Here is a 17,174-nt window from a genome sequence, read left to right on the forward strand (position 1 = left end):
GTTCTGACGCATGAGCGCCTTCTCCGCCAAGAAACGGCATAGGAGGGTCAACATGGCGACTTGGGCCGACCTCAAATCCTACGTACGGTCGAACTACAAGATTTCCGATGACCAGCAGGACCTGATCAAGCTCGTCTTCGAGACCGGGAACCTCCGTTCGCAGGTGGTGCTGCTCTGGCATGTCACCCTGGCGGACGGGTCCGAGGAGTGGGTGCAGATCGAGTCGTCCTTCGGGGAGTTGCACTCGGTCAACGTGGTGCAGGCGCTGCGCGAGATCGGAAACACGGTCTGCGGCGGGATGTCCGTCCTGGGCGACATGGTGACGTTCCGCCACGCCGTGCCGCTGCTCAACCTGAACATCAACGAGTTCGAACGGCCACTGGCGCTCGTGACCTCGACCGCCGACCGCCTTGAGCAACTCCTCACCGGGGCCGACCGGTACTGAAGCGTGACGCGTCGGCTGGGCGGCTGCATCCAGCCGGAGGACGTCACTCGAAGGGCCGATAGGGTGCCTATTGTCGATCAGTATTCTGTGACGGCAGATAAAGGCGCGCTGCCCTCTGAACGACCATCCAACACTCGCACCCCTGGGCGCCGTCTCCGCTGAGAGCGTGTTCGAGAAGGTCCGTTGAAAACGGTGTGGCGGGATGACATCCGCCGGCGGCGAGATACCAGCCTGGAACGATTCGACGCCGACACGAAGCAGGCGTGGCGGCTGGTGTTCGAGAAGAACTGGCGCGGATGACGCGCGGCGAAGTGAAACAGGAGGCAACGATGGGCTGTGCATGCGTCAAGGCAGGCAAATCGAAGTGCGCGTGGTGCAAGGAGGCTGAAGGGCTCAGGCGGAAGCCCTCGGGCCACAACTGTCAATGGGGAACTTGTTCCTGACAACCGCCGAGCCGTAGATGCCCCTGGCCTGTCCGGCTGGCCAGGTCAGGGGCCTTCGGAACTGGGCGAACCTGCTCAGTATTCGTGAGCGACCGGCGTTGCCGGAGACCGAGTGAGTCGCACCTCTGCCTGCTGATCCACAGTCCTATACCGTCAACGGTGGTTGTGGTTGCCGGCGGCGGACTTGCCACCGACTCCGCGCCAGGTCGGGCAGGTTTCGTCGACGTGGTAAGCGTTGCCCCCGTCCAGGCGCGTACGCCGCACGACACCGGTGCCCCGGCAGGTCCCGTACTTCATGCAGTTGTCGCAGTTCGGGTCATAGCCAGGCATGGTTGCTCTGTCGTCAGATGCTCGGTCGGGGAAGCGGGATGTAGGGCTCCAGCTCTGCGCTCACCCAGTGGGGCGGTGACTGCAGCGCCAGGCCGACATTGACGAAGACTTCGTAGAGCGAGGCGGCCTGCTTCCACTGGCTGCGGGAGCGGGTCGGGTCCTCGTCGCTGTACCGCGCGTCGATCAGAGCGAGGTACGCCCCTGAGTCGTCCCGGCACACGTGGAGGGTGTTCGAATCGCGGTCGGCGGTCAGCGTGGCGACGTGGCGCACCTCGCCCGGTGCCAGCTCACGCAGCCCGGACCGCTCCGGCGGCGGCGGCGGGATCGTCGGGAGCCAGTTGGTGACATCGCCGCCGGTGTCGACCCACCGGTTCCACTCGTAACCACGCACCCGCAGCGGCGGGACGCCGTTCTGGCGCAGGAAACGGATTCCCCCGTCCAGCACGACCTTTGCGTCGTCACCCTCGAAGCCGAGGCCGAGCAGCTCGGCCACCACCCGACTCGCCCCGTACGCCGACCATCCGCCCTGTGGGGTCACCTCCCAGGCGAGCGCGGCAGTCAGGCCGGCCGGGTCGGACTGGCTCAGCGGCAGCAGCGTCGACAGCATCCCCCACGCCTGTTCGGGCCCGATGCCGCTGCGCTCGCCGTACCACTCGTAGCGGGCGAAGTCCGCCAGCATGGCGGCGGTGCCAGGCGGCAGTTTGCCCGGACGGCCGCGGTGATTCGACATACCCTGGTCCTCTTACATCCCGGCGGCGCGCCGACGCCGCTCCCTGGCCTTGTCGTTGAAGACAGTCCGTGGCTCCGGGCGACCCCGGGCAAGCCAGACAACAAAGCTGACCGGCCAGAACATCAGAGTCAGCAGGGACCCGACGAACCATTCCAGACCGACCCCGCCCTCACCAATGATCTTGATCCGGCCCTGCCCGAGACCCGCCCTGGCTCGCACGTAAATCAGGCCGATGAAGAAGCCGAGGAAATAGATCAGCGGCATGACACATTCCATTGGCGTGCTCCCATCGCACACAGGCCATCCGTGGTGGCCGAGGGGCTGAGACTGATCTTCTGTCGATCCATGCCGCATCGGCGCTGACGGTTGAGCCACGCTCACTGTGCGGCGGGTGGAGGCTCACCGTACGGAGCCTCACGCAGCGACATCAAGAACTTCGGATGAGTTACCGTCGGGTATGGCCGGTCCGGTCCCATCGACGAGACCGGACCGGACGGGGCAGGCGGGAGACGGCCATCAGGAACTGGCCGGTCGGCCGGGCACTTCACCTACCGGCCCGGCCGACCAGGCCGAATCGGTTGCTCAGGCCAGATCGCTGCGGTGGGCGTTGACCACCCAGGCGTCCGGCAAGCCGATCCACTCGTTGTCGCCCACCCGCACCACCGCACCGTCCAGCTTGGGCAGCAACACCGGGTCCTCCATCCGACAGAGCACCCACACGCCCCCCGCCCCACCGCGCGCCGCGTCGGCCAGCTCGTAGAGCCGGTCCATTGCCCGGTACCGCGCCAGCACCGCCGCGTCGTGCGGCAGCACCGGCCCAGTCGCGGTCGACAACGAGGCGCGCAGCGACGGCACGGTGAGCTGCCACGCCTGTTCGACGTACTCCCCGAGCTTGGCCAACTGCGGCGACTCGGCCGTCCGCCGGCTCGGCGCGGCGGTCACCGACGGCCGCCGCTGCAGGATCGACACCGACGACGAGGCGGCTTGCGGCGGCGGTGGGACGTACCTGTCGCGGTCCCAGCGCAGCTCGAAGCCGGCTTCGGCGAGCAGCCGGTCCAGCAGGGATGCCGCCGCCGGTCTGGTCGACCCGGCGGCGGCCGATGGGCCCGAGAGCGCCCGTCCGAGCAGCTACGCGCTAGGAGGTGAAGGTCCAGAGGAAGTAGAAGCCGGGGGCGTTGGGGCCGTACTGGCGGTACTCGCAGTAGTACCGGCTCCACAGGCCGGTCCGAACGCCCTCGCTGCCATAGCTGTTGCAGAACTGACCGTCGGAGTAGACGTTGCGCAACGTCCCGCCCGGCGGATCCGCCGCAGCCGGAGTAGCGCTGGCCCCGACCAATCCGCCCAATGTCAGCGCCACCGCCGTCACCAGGGTCGCCCATCTGCGTCCGCGCATGAAGCCTCCTCGTATCACTGTCCACAGTGCATAACGGCGCCACGCCGAGCCGAGACCAGGACATCGAAGTTCGTGAAAGTAGAGGCTCGCATGGGCGCGTGTGGTTCGACTCCCGACAACGGGCGGCGCTACCGCGACGATCCGCCAGCGATCTCCGTCGAATGGGCATCCGCCCTGAACACGCGTCAGCCGCCGTGCCACCTGGGGCGTCACGACGGACACCCTGCTAGTGGGGCAATCACCGAGCACCAGCCGGTCAGGTTGCAGAATGGTAGGTCATCTGAGAGCGGCGGTGGAGCAGGCGGCCCCCGAGCGGACGACCGCCCTTCCAGACCCACCACACGGACCTTCCGCGCTCCCGCCTGCCCTCAGAGAGGATTGTCGTGGCTCAGGTGTATCGAGGTGGCCAGCCCTATCCCGCCGGCCACCCAGGCAGGTAGACGCCGCACGAGGTGCGGGCCCCGGCATTCCGCCGCTTCAGCGAGATTCCTTAGCTGCCAGACGGGCCTGCGCGCCGTCCGCATCTATTGATGGTGTCGGATTGCTGATGGACGTGGCCGAAACGATCTGCAGGCCCGATGGCGACAAGCGCCTGGGCGATTCCGTCCCAGGGCTTACCGAAGGCGAAGATGCCGCGCGGGCGTTGCGAGCGGCGAGCGCTACCTCCTCGACAAGTCGGCGCTCGCCCTCTGGCGCTGGGACAGCCCGGTTGGTGCGTTCTCTCTGGGTCTAGCCGCCGAAGCTCAGCGCCCGCCGCAGATCCACGTCCAGGCTCTCGTTGTACTGCGGATCGGGCTCAGCCCCGGCAGCGCTAAGGACGGTGCTGAAAAAGCATCTGGCGCCAACGGCGAGGATCACGTGGAAGATGTCCGCGTCATCGAGACCGAGGCCGCGCAACCCCACGACGTCGGCCTCGGTGACGGAGTTCGCATCGGCCGCGACCTTTCCGGCGAAGGCGACGACTGCGACCTCCTGCGCGGAGAGACCGGCGCTGCCATGGTCTGACGCGATGGCGGCGACGGTTGGCGCGTCGAAGAACTTGTCGCGTAGGACCTTTCCATGTGCCAGGCCGCAGTAGGAGGATTTCAGGGCCCTGGCTGCGGCGAGGGTCGCCAACTCATATCGGCGCAGCTCCATCCCGGCCTTCACCGCACCGTTGAGCTGCTGCCAAGCCCTGTACACCGCCGGACTCTGGGCGAACAACCTGGTGTAGTTGGGAAGGTAGCCCATCGCCTTCGTGTCGGCCTCGAACAACCGCTCGGTGTCCAGCGACTGCTCTGCCTGCTGCAGGAAACTCATCCGACTCCTCCCATGCTTGACCCGGGACAGTACGCCGTTGGGACTACGGACGCTGTCGGGAAATCGGCGTGGGCGTCAATGCGATCCGCCTCCCGCGATGGACCCCAGCGCTGGTCTCCCCGTCCAGGCCCACATTTCCAGCGCATCCCGGTCGACGAGCGTGATGTTGAGCTGCCGGGCTATCTGAATACCGTCGCCCGCGGTGAAGAAACTGTTAGTCACGAGCATGCAGATCTCGCCACCGTGGATGTCCCGGCAGGTGCCGGCGAACCGCTGGATCGCGGCACTGCCGACCCGGTTGTTAGGGCTCTGCCGCTTGCACTGCACCACGACGCGTCGGCCGTCGGGGGCGATCGCCAGGACGTCCGCTCCCCGGTCGCCGGAACCACCGCACACCCTCACGTCCCGAAACCCGGACGCGACCAGGATCCGGGCGAACCACTGCTCGAACTCGGGTCCGCTCATCGTGTCCGTCACCGCGATCAGCCTGTCCCGCTGGGCCTGGTCGGCCCGTTCGCGGGCACGCTGCTTCGACACGACGAGACCCACAGTGGCCGCCGCCATGACGACGAGGCTCACCAGGAGAGCGGACCAGTATGGATGCCGCTGCACGAAATCGATGACCATGCGGAGGAGCACGAAAGCGACGACGGCACACAGCGCCAGAGCCCAGCCGTTGGCAGATCTGCCGCCACCGGCCACGCGGCGGACCGTCGATCTGCGCCGAACGCTGCCCGTGCGCCGTCTTCGGTAATGCGCCCGAACCCGTGCGCCACCCTTCCTGGTGTGGGACCTGACATACGGCACGAGGCACCTCCCCGGTCGGGAAAGCCTCAGTGTCGCGGTAGCGTGCGACAAACCCCCTGCACGGCCGTCGATGGTGTCCGGTACCCGTCGGTCGGCGTCCCATGCGGGAGCGCCCGCAGCGAGCCCCCGGCACCGCCGCGCTCAGTTGGCGGGCACCTCCGGCTTCGCGGTGGACCGGTCGACCAACGCCCGCCGCAGCGTCGCGGACTGCTCCACCGACCCCCCGTGCACCCCGAGACTGTGCCGGGCCGCCCGGTAGTAGCCGTCGCGGGCCTCGTCGACGCAGGTCAGCATTTCCGCCACGTCCGATGGCGGCTCGACGATTCCCCGGGCGAGCCGTTCGACCTGCCAGATCGCGTCCCGCCACCTGGCGGCGGCGGCGACAGTCGGCTCGTCGCCGAGCAGCAGCAGGTTCTCCCAGACGATGGTGCGCCGGGCGTCCGCCTCAGCGAGCCGGACCAGCCCCTCCTCGCGGTCGATGGGGTGGCTCCGCGATCCCGGCCGGTGCTCGGCCGTCAGTCGCAGCGCCACCGCGTGACTCTCCTTGAGGGCGTGCGCGTAGTCGACGTACGCGTCGAGCCGTCGCTCGTCCCAGCGGACGCTCTGGCTTCGCCGCCACCGGGCGCGGTCGGCGAGGGAGGTGGCGAGGATCGTACCCAGGGTGCCAACCAGGACGCCGAGGAGCGCCGGAAGCTGCGTCAGAAGGTCACTCACGCGGTCGAGGCTGCCAGCCCCAGGCAACCCCTCAGCCCCGACCCACGCCAGCGAGCTGTGCGGCCCTGGTTCCGGTTATCGGCGGCAGTTCAGCAAGGTCCAAGGATCCGGGCTCAGGACGGGACGTCGCGGTGGCGGAAGGCGGCCACGCCGACGGCGAGCAGGGCCGCGGCCACCGCCGCCAGCACCACCAGGGGAAGCACCGCCGGGTCGACAGCGGGCACGGCCGGCACGTGGGTGTACGGCGAGACGTTGAGCGCGGCCTGCGGCAGCTCCAGCACGGCGCCGAGCTGCCCGAGGAGCAGGAAGACCAACAGCGCCGTCCAGGACAGCACTACCGACCAGCGGGGCAGCAGCCCGAAGATCGCGGTCACCACGCCGGCGATCACGAGCAGGGCGGGTAGGCGCAGCAGCGCGGCGCCGCCCAGCTCGACGGCCTGGCCGAGCGGGTCTCCGGTGACGATGCCGTAGCCGAGGCCGGTGGTCACGCCGGCGAGCAGCAGCAGGGCGAGCGCGCCGAGTGTCGCGGCGAGCACCTGGGTGCCGAGCCAGCGGGTACGGCTGACCGCCGTGGCGAGGGCGGCCTCCAGCACCCCGTCGGCTTCGTCGCCGCGTACGCGCAGCAGGGCCTGCACGACGTACGCGCCGATGGTCAGGGCGAAGAGGCCGAGCATCGCCGCCAGGTACGCGTTGATCAGGTCGGCTCCGCCACCCATCGCGTTGATCGCTTCGGCGGCGGCGGGATTCGCGCCGATCATGTCGTTGAACTCGTCGCCGGCGACGCCCATGGAGAGGCCGAGCACTGCCACCCCGACAGCCCAGCCGAGCAGCGTGCCGCGCTGCGTCCGCCAGGCCAACCCGGTGGGGCTGAGCAGCCGTGGCGCTCCGGTGGCCGGGCCGCGTCGGGGGGCGATCAGCCCGGCGCCCTGGTCGCGTCGCTCGGCGAGGGCGTACGCCAGCGCCACTCCGGCGAGCAGCAGCGCGACGGGCAGGGCGAGCACCCACCAGCGTTCACCGTCGAAGGCTCGTACCTGGTTGCCCCAGCCGAGTGGGGAGATCCACGACGGCCAGGCGCTGCGCACGCGGGTGCCGTCGGCGCTCTGTTCGCCGAGGACGTCTCCGGCGGCGCGCAGGACGAAGGCGAGCCCGACGGTGGCGGCGGCGAGCGCGTTGGCGCCGCGCGAGGTGACGGAGAGCTGGGCGGTGACCGCGGCGATCGCGGTGAAGGCGACCCCGACGCCGCCGATCGCGGCCGCCGCCGCGACGGAGCCGGCGAGCGGCAGACCGGCGCCGACCAGCGCGACCGCGAGCAGCACGGCGGCCACCGTGTTCGCCGCGACGATGACGAGCAGCGCGGCGGTGAGCGGCGCGTAGCGGCCGACCACGTTGGCGCCGAGCAGTTCGGCCCGGCCGGTCTCCTCGTTCTGGCGGGTGTGCCGGGTCACCGCGAAGGTGCTCAGCAGCGCGACGATCAGGGCCAGCGTCACGTACGTCTCGGCGACGACCACGGCACCGAGGTCGGTGCCGTGGATGGGGCCGTTGAAGGCGCGGGCGACCAGACTGGACGCCGAGGTGGTGGCGTAACCCAGCCGGGCCTCCTGGTCCGGGTAGATGCCGGCGACGCTGCCGGCGAGGGCGTAACCGAGCAGGGGCGTGCCGAGGATCCAGATGGCGAGGCGGATCCGGTCGCGGCGCAGGACGAGCCGGGCCAGTCGGGTCGTGCCGGTGAGGGCGCTCACCGGGCACCGCCCTGCGAGGCGTGAGCCTGCAAGTCGGCGTCCGAGAAGCCGGCGGCGGGAGTACCAGATGCAGCAGCGGCGGGGTCGTCGCCGTAGTGGCGGAGGAAGAGCTGCTCCAGGGTGGGTGGTGTGCTGGTCAGCGCGCGGACGCCGAAGCGGATGAGCTGGCCGAGCAGCTCGTCGAGGTGGGCGGGCTCGACCTCCAGGTGGGTGCGGCCGTCGACCTCGTGCACGTCGTGCACGCCGGGCAGCGCGTCCAGGCCGCTGACCGGGCGGGCGGTCTCGACGGTCACCGCCGTGCGGGTGAGGTGGCGCAGCTCGGTGAGGGTTCCGGATTCGACGGTGCGGCCCTCGCGGATGATGCTGACCCGGTCGCAGAGCGCCTCGACCTCGGCGAGCACGTGACTGGAGAGCAGCACTGTGGCGCCGGCCTGCTTGACCCGCCGGACCTCGTCCTGGAACACCGCTTCCATGAGGGGGTCGAGGCCGGAGGTCGGCTCGTCGAGCACGTACAGCTCCACCGGGGAGGAGAAGGCGGCGACGATGGCGACCTTCTGCCGGTTGCCCTTGGAGTAGGTGCGGCAACGGCGGGTCGGGTCCAGGTCGAAGCGGTGCAGCAGCTCGTCGCGGCGACGCCGGTCGAGGCCGCCGCGCAGTTGACCGAGCAGATCGATGGCTTCCCCGCCGGTGAGGTTGGGCCAGAGGTTGACGTCGCCCGGCACGTACGCCAGCCGGCGGTGCAGGCGGACCGCGTCGCGCCATGGGTCGGCGCCGAGCACCTGGGCGTCACCGGAGTCGCGGCGGAGCAGCCCGAGCAGGATCCGGATGGTGGTGGACTTTCCGGAGCCGTTGGGCCCGAGGAAGCCGTGCACTTCCCCCTGCTCCACGCGCAGGTCCAACCCGTCGAGTGCCCGGATGGCGCCGAACGTCTTGACCAGGTTGCCGATCGCGATGACGGGCATGGCCCCTCCTGCCGTTGGCTACGTCGACCATCACCACTGTACTGACCAACGGTCAGTCGAATCAATGGTGATCGTGCCCACCGGTCAGGACGTCGCTAGGCTTGCCGGCATGACCGCCGATCCCGCGGACGACACCCGCACCCGGATCCTGCGCGCCGCGCTCGACCTGTTCGCCGAACACGGCTACCAGCGCACCTCGCTGCGCCAGATCGGCGAACGGCTGCGGCTCTCCAAGACCGCGATCCTGTACCACTTCCCCGCCAAGGAGCATCTGCTCGCCGCCCTGGTCGAGCCCTTGGTGGCGGACCTGGAGGCGCTGCTCGACTCGGCGCGGACAGAGCCCACCGAGCGGGCCCGGTGGACGGTGCTTGAGGGTTGGCTGGACATCATGCTCGCCCACCGTCGGCCGCTCGGCATGCTCTTCCACGACATCGCGCTGATCGGTCGGGGCGACACGTACCACCGCCTGATGGAGGTCGCGATGCGGGCCAATGACCTCATCGCCGGACCGAACGCTGGGCGCCGCGAGCGGGTCCTCGCGGTCCAGGCGGTGGGCGCGTGCAGCGATCCGGTCGTCTTCTTCACCGACGTGTCCGACGAGGTGTTGCGCGCCGACATGCTCGACGGCGCACGCCGACTACTGGCCCCGCTGCCCGCGGACAACGCGGCCGGCCCACCCGCGGACACGTCGGCCGGGCCACACGCGGGCACCTCGGCCGGGCCACACGCGGGCACCTCGGCCGGGCCACACGCAGACGCCGCAGCGAGGACACGCACGGACGCCACCGCCGGGTCACACACGGACGCCGCAGCCAGGCCACACGCAGGCGCCGCCGGGCGGAACTCAGACGCGACCCCGGGGAGCGCGACCGCGGCGATACCAGCGGGCACGGCCAGCGGGGCGGCGAGCCGACGTCGGCGGCCGGGACGGCCGCCCGCGCTGGGTCGGGAGCAGATCGAGGCGGCTCGGCGTATGCACGCGGCGGGCACCCACTCCGTGGACGCCATCGCCGCGGCGCTGGGTGTCTCGCGGGCCACCGTCTACCGCCACCTGACCGCGCCGTAACGAGACAGTTCCGAGACTGTTTCGAGACGGTTGTGATCCGGTGTTCAGGCCGCCAGCGTGGCGTAGCGGCCGTTGCGGTCCAGCAGGCTGGCGTGGGTGCCGGCCTCGACGATCCGACCGTGGTCGAGCACCGCGATCTGGTCGGCGTCGCGGACCGTGGAGAGCCGGTGGGCGATGGTGATCGTGGTGCGCCCCTGGGCGAGCACGTCGAAGGCCCGCTGTACGGCGCGTTCGGTCTCGGTGTCCAGTGCGCTGGTGGCCTCGTCGAGGACCAGGATGCGCGGGTCACGCAGCAGTGTCCGGGCGATGGCGAGGCGCTGCTTCTCACCGCCGGAGAACCGGTGCCCGCGTGAGCCGACCATGGTGTCGTACCCGTCGGGCAGCCCGGCGATCAGGTCGTGGATCTGGGCGGCACGAGCAGCGTCCTCGATCTCGGTGTCGGTGGCCCCCGGCCGGGCGTAGCGCAGATTCTCCCGGACGGTGGTGTGCAGCAGGTACGTCTCCTGGCTGACCACGCCGACGATCGCGGCCAGGTCGGCCAGGCGCAGGTCGCGCAGGTCGACGCCGTCGATGGTGATCCGGCCGGCGGTCGGGTCGTGCAGCCGGCTGACCAGCCCGGCGAGGGTGCTCTTGCCGGAGCCGGTCTCGCCGACCAGGGCGAGGCTGGTGCCGGCGGGCACGTCGAGGGTGATCCCGGCGAGGGCGGCGGTGTCGCTGCCCGGATAGCCGAAGGTGACGTCCTCCAGGCGCAGGTGGCCGCGTACCTGGGCGGGGTCGAGACGGACCGGCTCGGTGGGGTCGGCCACGTCGACCGGGAGGTCCAGGTATTCGAAGATCCGCGCGAAGAGCGCCAGCGAGGCGGTGAGCGAGACACCCACGTTGAGCAGGCCCATCAGCGGTCGGAACAGGCCGCCCTGCAGGGCCGTGAAGGCGACAAGGGTGCCGATGCTCAGCGTGCCGGCGGTGCCGGGCAGCCCGGCGGCGAGGTAGATGACCGCCGGTACGGCGGCGAAGATGATGCTCATCGAGGCCATCCGCCAGCGGCCGGCCAGCTCACTACGTAGCTCCAGGTCGACCAGGCGGGCCGAGGAGGCGCTGAACCGGTCGATCAGCGCGGGGCCGGTGCCGAGGGTCTTGGCCAGCTGTATGCCACTGATCGAGAGCCCCTCCTCCACCGTGACGTTGAGGTCGGCGAGTTCGCGTTGCCGTTGGGCGGTGATCTCGCGGCGCATCCGGGCGACCCGACGGGTCAGCCAGATGGCCGGCGGCAGCACCACGAGCGAGACCAGGGAGAGCTGCCAGGAGAGCGCGACCATGGCGACAGTGGTGGCGACCACTGTGGTGAGGTTGGCGGCGACGGCGGTGGCGGTGGAGGTGACCACCGACTGCATGCCGCCGATGTCGTTGGTGATCCGGGACTGCACCTCGCCGGTGCGGGTGCGGGTGAAGAAGCCGAGCGACTGGCGCTGGAGGTGGCTGAAGACGTCGGTGCGCAGCCGGTGCATGACCCGCTGGCCAACCTGGGTGGAGATCCAGGTCTGCACGACGCCGAGGGCGGAGGTCACCGCCGCGACGGCGACCATGCCGATGACCAGCCAGACCAGCAGCGTCACGTCGGCCTGCGGCAGGGCCCGGTCGATCACGGCACGCAGCAGGAACGGGGTGGCCATCGCGATGATCGAGGAGAGCACGATGATCGCGGTGACGGCGGCCAGGGCGGGCCGGTGGGGGGTGAACAGGCGACCGATGCGGCGCAGCGACACCTGACGGGCCTGCGTCTTCTCTTCGGCGCTGACGGTGCGGTGGCCGCGGTCGCGGCCCTTCGGGGTGGGTTCCAAGGGGGCACTACCTTTCGTCGACAATATTGCTGAGGTTACCTCATCATGAGGGAGCAACCACATATCCTGCTACCGTATTCCGGTGACCGAGCACACCGTCGAGAGCGCCGACGACGAGAGCCTGGCGGAGACGTTCTGGGCCGTGGCGTCCCGTCTGCGCCGGCAGAGCCGCGACTCACTGGCGCCCTGGGACGTCACCCCCAGCCAGTCCCGGGCCCTCGGCGTGCTGGCCCGGCACGGAGAGGTACGCCCCGGCACCCTCGCCGAGCACCTGCGCATCGCGCCCCGCTCGGCGACGGAGGTCGTCGACGACCTCCAGACCCGAGGGCTGGTCGAACGCCGACCCGACCCGGCCGACCGTCGGGCGACGCTGGTCGCGCTCACCGAGGAGGGCGACCGGGTCAGCACCGCCATCCGGGCCGCGCGCCGGGCCGAGGCCGACCGCTTCTTCGGCCACCTCAACGACACCGACCGCGCCGAGCTGGCCCGCATCCTGCGCACCCTGCGCGGCTGACGGGTTTGCTCCCCCCGCCCACGGGTAGCCAGCGGCCCCGTCCGGTCGGCGGGACCGGCCGACACCGGTCGGGGCGAGGTGACGGGAGGCCCGGCTGATGTGCGGGATCAGCGGGGAGGCGCGGTTCGACGGCCGCTCGCCCGACGCGGCGGCGGTCACCCGGATGACCGAGGCGATGCGCTCACGCGGCCCGGACGACGAGGGTCTGTTCGCCGACGGTTGGGTGACCCTGGGGCACCGCAGGCTGACCATCATCGACCTGTCCGACGCGGGCGGGCAGCCGATGGTCCGCGACGACCTGGGCCTGGCGTTGGTCTTCAACGGCTGCATCTACAACTACCCGGAACTGCGCGAGGAGTTGCGCCGCGCCCGGTACGCCTTCCACTCCACCAGCGACACCGAGGTGATCCTGGTGGCGTACGCCCACTGGGGTGAACGTTTCGTCGACCACCTGGTCGGCATGTTCGCGATCGGGCTGGTCGACCGGGTCCGGCGGCGGTTGATCCTGGCCCGCGACCGGCTCGGCATCAAACCGGTCTACCTCGCCGAGACACCTGGGCGGCTGCGGTTCGCCTCGACCCTGCCCGCGCTGTTGCGGGCCGGTGACGTCGACACCGGCATCGATCCGGTGGCGCTGCACCACTACCTGTCCTGGCACTCTATCGTGCCCGCGCCGCGGACGGTACTGCGTGGCGTGCGCAAGTTGCCACCGGCCACCCTGCGGGTCATCGAGGCAGACGGGAGCAGCCGCGAGGAGGTCTACTGGCGACCCGACTACGTGCGGGAGCCCGCCGACGCGGGGATGGACGCCGCCGACTGGCGGGCCGCGATCGGCGACGCGCTGCGCGCGGCGGTACGCCGACGGTTGGTCGCCGACGTGCCGGTGGGGGTTCTGCTCTCCGGCGGACTGGACTCCAGCCTCATCGTGGCGCTGCTCGCCGAGGCCGGCCAGCAACACCTGCGGACGTTCAGCATCGGCTTCGACAGCCGCGACGGCGAGTCCGGCGACGAGTTCCACTACTCCGACCTGGTGGCCCGCGCGTACGACACCGACCACCATCGGATCCGACTGGCCGACGACGACCTGGTGCCCGCCGTCCGACGGGCCGTGCTGGCGATGACCGAGCCGATGGGCAGCCACGACGTGGTCGCCTTCCACCTGCTGTCCGAGCAGGTGGCGCAACACGTGAAGGTGGCCCAGTCGGGTCAGGGCGCCGACGAGGTGTTCGCCGGCTACGGCTACCACCAGCCACTGGTCGAGGCGCCCCGGCACGGCGCCGCCGAGACGTTCGCCGCCGCGTTCTTCGACCGCGGTCACGACGAGCTGCGCCGCATAGTCGGCCCGGCGTACGCGCTGGAGCACGACGCCAGCCGGGACCTGCTCACCGGGCACCTCGCCGCGCCCGGGGCGCAGACCGCGCTGGACGCCGTGCTGCGCCTGGACACCCACCTGATGCTTCCCGACGACCCGGTCAAGCGGGTGGACAGCATGAGCATGGCGTGGGGTCTGGAGGTGCGTACGCCCTTCCTCGATCAGGACCTGGTCACCCTGGCCGCGCACTGCCCGCCGGAGCACAAGGTCAGCCAGGGCGGCAAGGGCGTGCTCAAGGAGGTCGCCCGTGAGGTGCTGCCCGCCGAGGTGATCGACCGACCCAAGGGCTACTTCCCGGTGCCGGCGCTGCGCAATGTGGACGGCCCGGTGCGCGAGCTGGTGGCCGAGGCGTTGCAGGCGCCGGCCGCGCGCGAGCGCGGGCTGTTCCGCCCGGAGTACGTGGCACATCTGCTGGCCGAGCCGGACCGGGCGGAGGCCGCGGCTGGCAGCAACAAGCTGTGGCAACTCGGCCTGCTGGAGCTGTGGCTACAGACCCACGACATCCGCTGACCCCGGTGGGCAGTGCCGGGGGTCAGCCGGCGGCGGTGCGGGCGACCAGGTCGTCGAGGACCGCGTGCAGGTCTCCGGCGCGCTCCAGCACTCGCCGCTGCCGGGCGGCGCCGGTGCCGTCGCGACGCAGTCGGGCGAGCTGCGCCAACACCTGTCCGAGGTCGCCGTGGCGCAGCAGGGCCGGGGCGATCACCGCCATCAGCTCGTCGACGAGTGCCCAGGCGGGGCGGGTCCCGCCGGCACGCAGGTCGATCAGCTCGCCGTCGAGACCGTCGTGGGCGGCCCGCCAGTGCGCCGCGGCGACCAGGCAGTCCCTGACGTTCGGGGCGCTCACCCCGGCACGTACGTCGTCGGCGAGGGTGGCCACGAGGGAGCGGACCAGCGCGGCGACCAGCACCGCGTCGTCCACCTCGGTGCAGACGTCACCGACCCGCACCTCCACCGTCGGGTAGGTCGACGACGGTCGGGCGTACCAGTAGACCATCGCCGCGTCGAGCATGATGCCGGCGGCGATCAGCTCGTCGACAGTGCGGTCGTAGTCGGCGACGGAGTCGAAGTACGGCGTCGGACCGATACTGGGCCAGCGTTCCAACTGCATCGAGCGCCAACTGGCGTGCCCGGTGTCGTACCCGTCGTGCAGCGGCGAGTTGGTGGTGATCGCCTGCACCACCGGCAGCCACACCCGCAGGTGGTTGCAGACCTGCACGGCCAGTTCCCGGTCGGGCAGCCCGACGTGCACGTGGCAGCCGCACACCGCCGGGTCGTGCGCCACCGGGCCGTACCGGCGCGACATCGCGTGGTAGCGCGGTTCGTCGGGGACCGTCCGGTGCGGTTCGGCCACCGGTGTGGCGCCGACCGCCACCAGTCGGGCGCCGGCCGCCGTGGCGGCCTCGGCGGCGGAGCGGCGCAGTGCCACCAGGTGCGCGCGCAGTTCGGTGAGGTCGGCGCAGACCGGGGTGACCATCTCCACCATGCTGTGCCGGAACTCCTGACGGCTCTGGTCCCGGGCGGGGCCGCGCAGCGCGGCTAGCACCTGGTCGGCGACAGGGAGGTTCCGGCCGCTGTCCGGGTCGAGCAGCAGGTACTCCTCCTCCACGCCCAGCGTGAGGGTGGACAGGTCGGGCGCGGTGTCGACGACTGTCGGTCGGTACGCCATGGCCCCTCCCCATCCCCCTGCTACGGCGGTGCCTCGGGTTCCCGGCCGGCCCTGCGGCAAACCGCCCTCAGGGCGTCGCCAGGGCCGTCGCGCGTGCGGTGAGGAAGGCCCGTTCGGCCGCGTTGTCCGTCAGGGCGACGGCCGTCCGGTACGCCTCGACGGCCTCGCCGCCCCGGCCGAGCCGAGCCAGCAGGTCGGCGCGGACCACGTGGTAGACGTGGAAGCCGACCAGGTCGAGGCGGTTCACCTCGGTCAGCGCGACCGCCGCACCGGACACCTCGGCGAGCGCGACGGCCCGGTTCAGCGCCACCACCGGGCTGGGGGCGACAACCCTCAGTTGGTCGTACAGCTGAAGGATCTGCGCCCAGTCGGTGTCGGCGGCGCTCCGCCCGGCCGTGTGCACGGCGGCGATCGCGGCCTGGATCTGGTACGGGCCGGGCCGGTCGCGGCGCAGGCAGCGGCGGACCAGGGCCTGACCTTCGGCGATCAAGGCGCTGTCCCACCCGCGCCGGTCCTGCTCGGCCAGCGGCACCAGCTCGCCGTCGGTGGTGGTCCGCGTCGCCCGGCGGGCTTCGGTCAGGAGCATCAGGGCGAGCAGGCCGAGCGCCTCCGGTTCGTCCGGCATCAGCTCCACCAGCAGCCTGGTCAACCGGATCGCCTCGGCGCACAACTCGGCGCGGACCAGGTGCGGGCCGGCGCTGGCCGTATATCCCTCGTTGAAGATCAGGTAGAGCACCGCGAGGACGCCGTCCAGCCGGTCGGGCAGGTCGGCGTCACGGGGCACCCGGTACGGGATCCCGGCGTTACGAATCTTCGACTTGGCGCGGACCAGCCGCTGCGCCATGGTCGGCTCCGGCACCAGGAAGGCTCGGGCGATCTCGGCGGTGCTCAGTCCGCCGAGCAGCCGCAGGGTGAGCGCGACCCGGGTGCCCGGGGCGAGCGCCGGATGGCAGCAGGTGAAGATTAGCCGTAGCCGGTCGTCGTGCACCGGTCCCTCCTCGGCGGGACTGTCGGCGGCGTACAGCAGGGCCGCCTGGGCGTGCCGGTCGACACGGGACGCGTCGCGGCGCAGCCGGTCGATCGCCCGGTTCCGGGCCGTGGTGATGATCCAGCCGGCCGGACTGGGCGGCAGGCCGGTTGTCGGCCAGCGCGCCGCCGCGACGACGAAAGCCTCCTGGACGGCCTCCTCGGCGAGGTCGATGTCGCCGAGGAGGCGAACCAGGACGGCAACCGCACGGCCGTACTCCGCGCGGAACACCGCCTCCACGTCGAGCACTGTCAGTCGCCGGCCCCGGCGTGGAAGGGGCGCACCTCGATCGGCAGGGTCGTGGCCAGCGCGTAGCGGCGACCCCAGTGCAGGGCGGCGTCCAGGTCCGGCACGTCGATGATCGTGATGCCGCCCAGGTACTCCTTGCCCTCCACGAACGGTCCGTCGGTGATGAGCACCTCGCCGTCGCGAGGCCGCAGCACGGTGGCGGTCTCCGGGCCGTGCAGGCCCTGCCCGAAGACCCACGACCCGGTGGACGCCAACTCGTCGCGCAGCTCGCCGAGCTGACGCATCACCCCGGCCAGGAACTCCGGCTCCGGCGGCAGCTCACCCTGCGGCTGGTGGATGCTGAGCAGGTAGCGCGTCATCGTTCCTCCTCACGGACGGCCGGCCCGTCGCCGACCTCTCATCCTCCACACGATCGGCCGCTGCCCGAATCGACAGGCCGGCGGAAAGTTTCTCGGTGGCCGGGCCGGCCCCGGCGTCGGCGTGCCCTTTGCTCTGCACCCGCCGACGCGACACTGCCCCGGCGGCCGACCCGGGCCCCGGCGTCGGGCTGCCCTTTGCTCTGCACCCGCGGAGGCGACGG

At 71.1% G+C, this 17,174-nt stretch carries 18 protein-coding genes; 4 read left to right on the forward strand and 14 right to left on the reverse strand.

The genetic code is table 11. The annotated features are described in order from the left end of the window. Positions 1-52 precede the first annotated feature (52 nt). On the forward strand, positions 53-445 hold the full coding sequence (locus OHB44_RS18410) for a hypothetical protein (protein WP_238686122.1): 393 nt from the start codon (positions 53-55) through the stop codon (positions 443-445). A gap of 596 nt (positions 446-1,041) precedes the next feature. Here OHB44_RS18410 and OHB44_RS18415 read toward each other — a convergent pair. The 10 genes from OHB44_RS18415 to OHB44_RS18460 form a co-directional block, all read right to left on the reverse strand. Beyond that, positions 1,042-1,218, reverse strand: coding sequence for a hypothetical protein (locus OHB44_RS18415; protein ID WP_330437675.1), 177 nt, complete (start codon positions 1,216-1,218; stop codon positions 1,042-1,044). A 13-nt stretch (positions 1,219-1,231) separates the two neighbouring features. Then, a complete protein-coding gene (locus OHB44_RS18420; protein WP_330437676.1) occupies positions 1,232-1,948 on the reverse strand; it encodes a hypothetical protein in 717 nt (238 codons plus the stop codon). Positions 1,949-1,960: 12 nt separating this feature from the next. After that, the gene (locus tag OHB44_RS18425) at positions 1,961-2,212 is read right to left on the reverse strand and encodes a hypothetical protein (protein WP_330437677.1); all 252 of its coding nucleotides are present in this window, start codon (positions 2,210-2,212) and stop codon (positions 1,961-1,963) included. Positions 2,213-2,530: 318 nt separating this feature from the next. Further along, positions 2,531-2,917, reverse strand: coding sequence for a hypothetical protein (locus tag OHB44_RS18430; RefSeq protein ID WP_330437678.1), 387 nt, complete (start codon positions 2,915-2,917; stop codon positions 2,531-2,533). Between the two features lie 166 nt (positions 2,918-3,083). Next, a complete protein-coding gene (locus OHB44_RS18435) occupies positions 3,084-3,341 on the reverse strand; it encodes a hypothetical protein (protein WP_266302370.1) in 258 nt (85 codons plus the stop codon). A gap of 729 nt (positions 3,342-4,070) precedes the next feature. Then, positions 4,071-4,640 (reverse strand): carboxymuconolactone decarboxylase family protein, encoded by a 570-nt coding sequence (locus tag OHB44_RS18440; protein WP_330437679.1) that lies wholly within the window; start codon positions 4,638-4,640, stop codon positions 4,071-4,073. A gap of 75 nt (positions 4,641-4,715) precedes the next feature. Continuing rightward, the gene (locus tag OHB44_RS18445) at positions 4,716-5,342 is read right to left on the reverse strand and encodes a restriction endonuclease (protein ID WP_266302368.1); all 627 of its coding nucleotides are present in this window, start codon (positions 5,340-5,342) and stop codon (positions 4,716-4,718) included. Between the two features lie 246 nt (positions 5,343-5,588). Beyond that, positions 5,589-6,161: a hypothetical protein gene (locus tag OHB44_RS18450; protein WP_330437680.1), complete on the reverse strand. Its 573-nt coding sequence runs from the start codon at positions 6,159-6,161 to the stop codon at positions 5,589-5,591. 113 nt (positions 6,162-6,274) lie between these two features. After that, positions 6,275-7,900 carry an ABC transporter permease gene (locus OHB44_RS18455; protein ID WP_330437681.1) on the reverse strand — a complete coding sequence of 542 codons (1,626 nt, stop codon included), beginning with the start codon at positions 7,898-7,900 and terminating at the stop codon, positions 6,275-6,277. After that, the gene (locus OHB44_RS18460) at positions 7,897-8,862 is read right to left on the reverse strand and encodes an ABC transporter ATP-binding protein (RefSeq protein WP_330437682.1); all 966 of its coding nucleotides are present in this window, start codon (positions 8,860-8,862) and stop codon (positions 7,897-7,899) included. Before OHB44_RS18460 ends, OHB44_RS18455 begins: the two co-directional genes overlap by 4 nt. A gap of 109 nt (positions 8,863-8,971) precedes the next feature. On the opposite strand from OHB44_RS18460, the gene OHB44_RS18465 reads away from it, so the two are divergent. Further along, on the forward strand, positions 8,972-9,928 hold the full coding sequence (locus OHB44_RS18465) for a TetR family transcriptional regulator (protein WP_330437683.1): 957 nt from the start codon (positions 8,972-8,974) through the stop codon (positions 9,926-9,928). Between the two features lie 44 nt (positions 9,929-9,972). Here OHB44_RS18465 and OHB44_RS18470 read toward each other — a convergent pair whose 3' ends face one another. Then, complete coding sequence (locus OHB44_RS18470; RefSeq protein WP_330437684.1) at positions 9,973-11,766, reverse strand: ABC transporter ATP-binding protein; 1,794 nt, start codon at positions 11,764-11,766, stop codon at positions 9,973-9,975. An 82-nt stretch (positions 11,767-11,848) separates the two neighbouring features. Between OHB44_RS18470 and OHB44_RS18475 the strand changes: the two genes are divergently transcribed. Together OHB44_RS18475 and OHB44_RS18480 are read left to right on the forward strand one after the other, a co-directional pair. After that, positions 11,849-12,280 (forward strand): MarR family winged helix-turn-helix transcriptional regulator, encoded by a 432-nt coding sequence (locus OHB44_RS18475; RefSeq protein ID WP_112590140.1) that lies wholly within the window; start codon positions 11,849-11,851, stop codon positions 12,278-12,280. A 97-nt stretch (positions 12,281-12,377) separates the two neighbouring features. Continuing rightward, a complete protein-coding gene (locus OHB44_RS18480; protein WP_238686110.1) occupies positions 12,378-14,162 on the forward strand; it encodes an N-acetylglutaminylglutamine amidotransferase in 1,785 nt (594 codons plus the stop codon). 22 nt (positions 14,163-14,184) lie between these two features. Here OHB44_RS18480 and OHB44_RS18485 read toward each other — a convergent pair whose 3' ends face one another. From OHB44_RS18485 to OHB44_RS18495, 3 genes are all read right to left on the reverse strand, one after another. Then, positions 14,185-15,318, reverse strand: coding sequence for a carboxylate-amine ligase (locus OHB44_RS18485; RefSeq protein ID WP_330437685.1), 1,134 nt, complete (start codon positions 15,316-15,318; stop codon positions 14,185-14,187). 67 nt (positions 15,319-15,385) lie between these two features. After that, positions 15,386-16,594 carry an RNA polymerase sigma factor gene (locus OHB44_RS18490; protein ID WP_238686108.1) on the reverse strand — a complete coding sequence of 403 codons (1,209 nt, stop codon included), beginning with the start codon at positions 16,592-16,594 and terminating at the stop codon, positions 15,386-15,388. A 2-nt stretch (positions 16,595-16,596) separates the two neighbouring features. Then, positions 16,597-16,953, reverse strand: coding sequence for a YciI family protein (locus tag OHB44_RS18495; protein WP_238686107.1), 357 nt, complete (start codon positions 16,951-16,953; stop codon positions 16,597-16,599). Positions 16,954-17,174 lie beyond the last annotated feature (221 nt).

Origin of the sequence: Micromonospora sp. NBC_00821, from assembly GCF_036347035.1 — a bacterium.
In the GTDB taxonomy this organism is placed as follows: domain Bacteria; phylum Actinomycetota; class Actinomycetes; order Mycobacteriales; family Micromonosporaceae; genus Micromonospora; species Micromonospora hortensis.

Excerpts from the sequence above, each read along its gene's own strand:
- OHB44_RS18485 (WP_330437685.1), bottom strand. The coding sequence starts at position 15,318 with ATGGCGTACCGACCGACAGTCGTCGACACCGCGCCCGACCTGTCCACC.
- OHB44_RS18480 (WP_238686110.1), top strand. The coding sequence starts at position 12,378 with ATGTGCGGGATCAGCGGGGAGGCGCGGTTCGACGGCCGCTCGCCCGAC.
- OHB44_RS18425 (WP_330437677.1), bottom strand. The coding sequence starts at position 2,212 with ATGCCGCTGATCTATTTCCTCGGCTTCTTCATCGGCCTGATTTACGTG.
- OHB44_RS18440 (WP_330437679.1), bottom strand. The coding sequence starts at position 4,640 with ATGAGTTTCCTGCAGCAGGCAGAGCAGTCGCTGGACACCGAGCGGTTG.
- OHB44_RS18420 (WP_330437676.1), bottom strand. The coding sequence starts at position 1,948 with ATGTCGAATCACCGCGGCCGTCCGGGCAAACTGCCGCCTGGCACCGCC.
- OHB44_RS18415 (WP_330437675.1), bottom strand. The coding sequence starts at position 1,218 with ATGCCTGGCTATGACCCGAACTGCGACAACTGCATGAAGTACGGGACC.
- OHB44_RS18410 (WP_238686122.1), top strand. The coding sequence starts at position 53 with ATGGCGACTTGGGCCGACCTCAAATCCTACGTACGGTCGAACTACAAG.
- OHB44_RS18465 (WP_330437683.1), top strand. The coding sequence starts at position 8,972 with ATGACCGCCGATCCCGCGGACGACACCCGCACCCGGATCCTGCGCGCC.
- OHB44_RS18460 (WP_330437682.1), bottom strand. The coding sequence starts at position 8,862 with ATGCCCGTCATCGCGATCGGCAACCTGGTCAAGACGTTCGGCGCCATC.
- OHB44_RS18435 (WP_266302370.1), bottom strand. The coding sequence starts at position 3,341 with ATGCGCGGACGCAGATGGGCGACCCTGGTGACGGCGGTGGCGCTGACA.
- OHB44_RS18495 (WP_238686107.1), bottom strand. The coding sequence starts at position 16,953 with ATGACGCGCTACCTGCTCAGCATCCACCAGCCGCAGGGTGAGCTGCCG.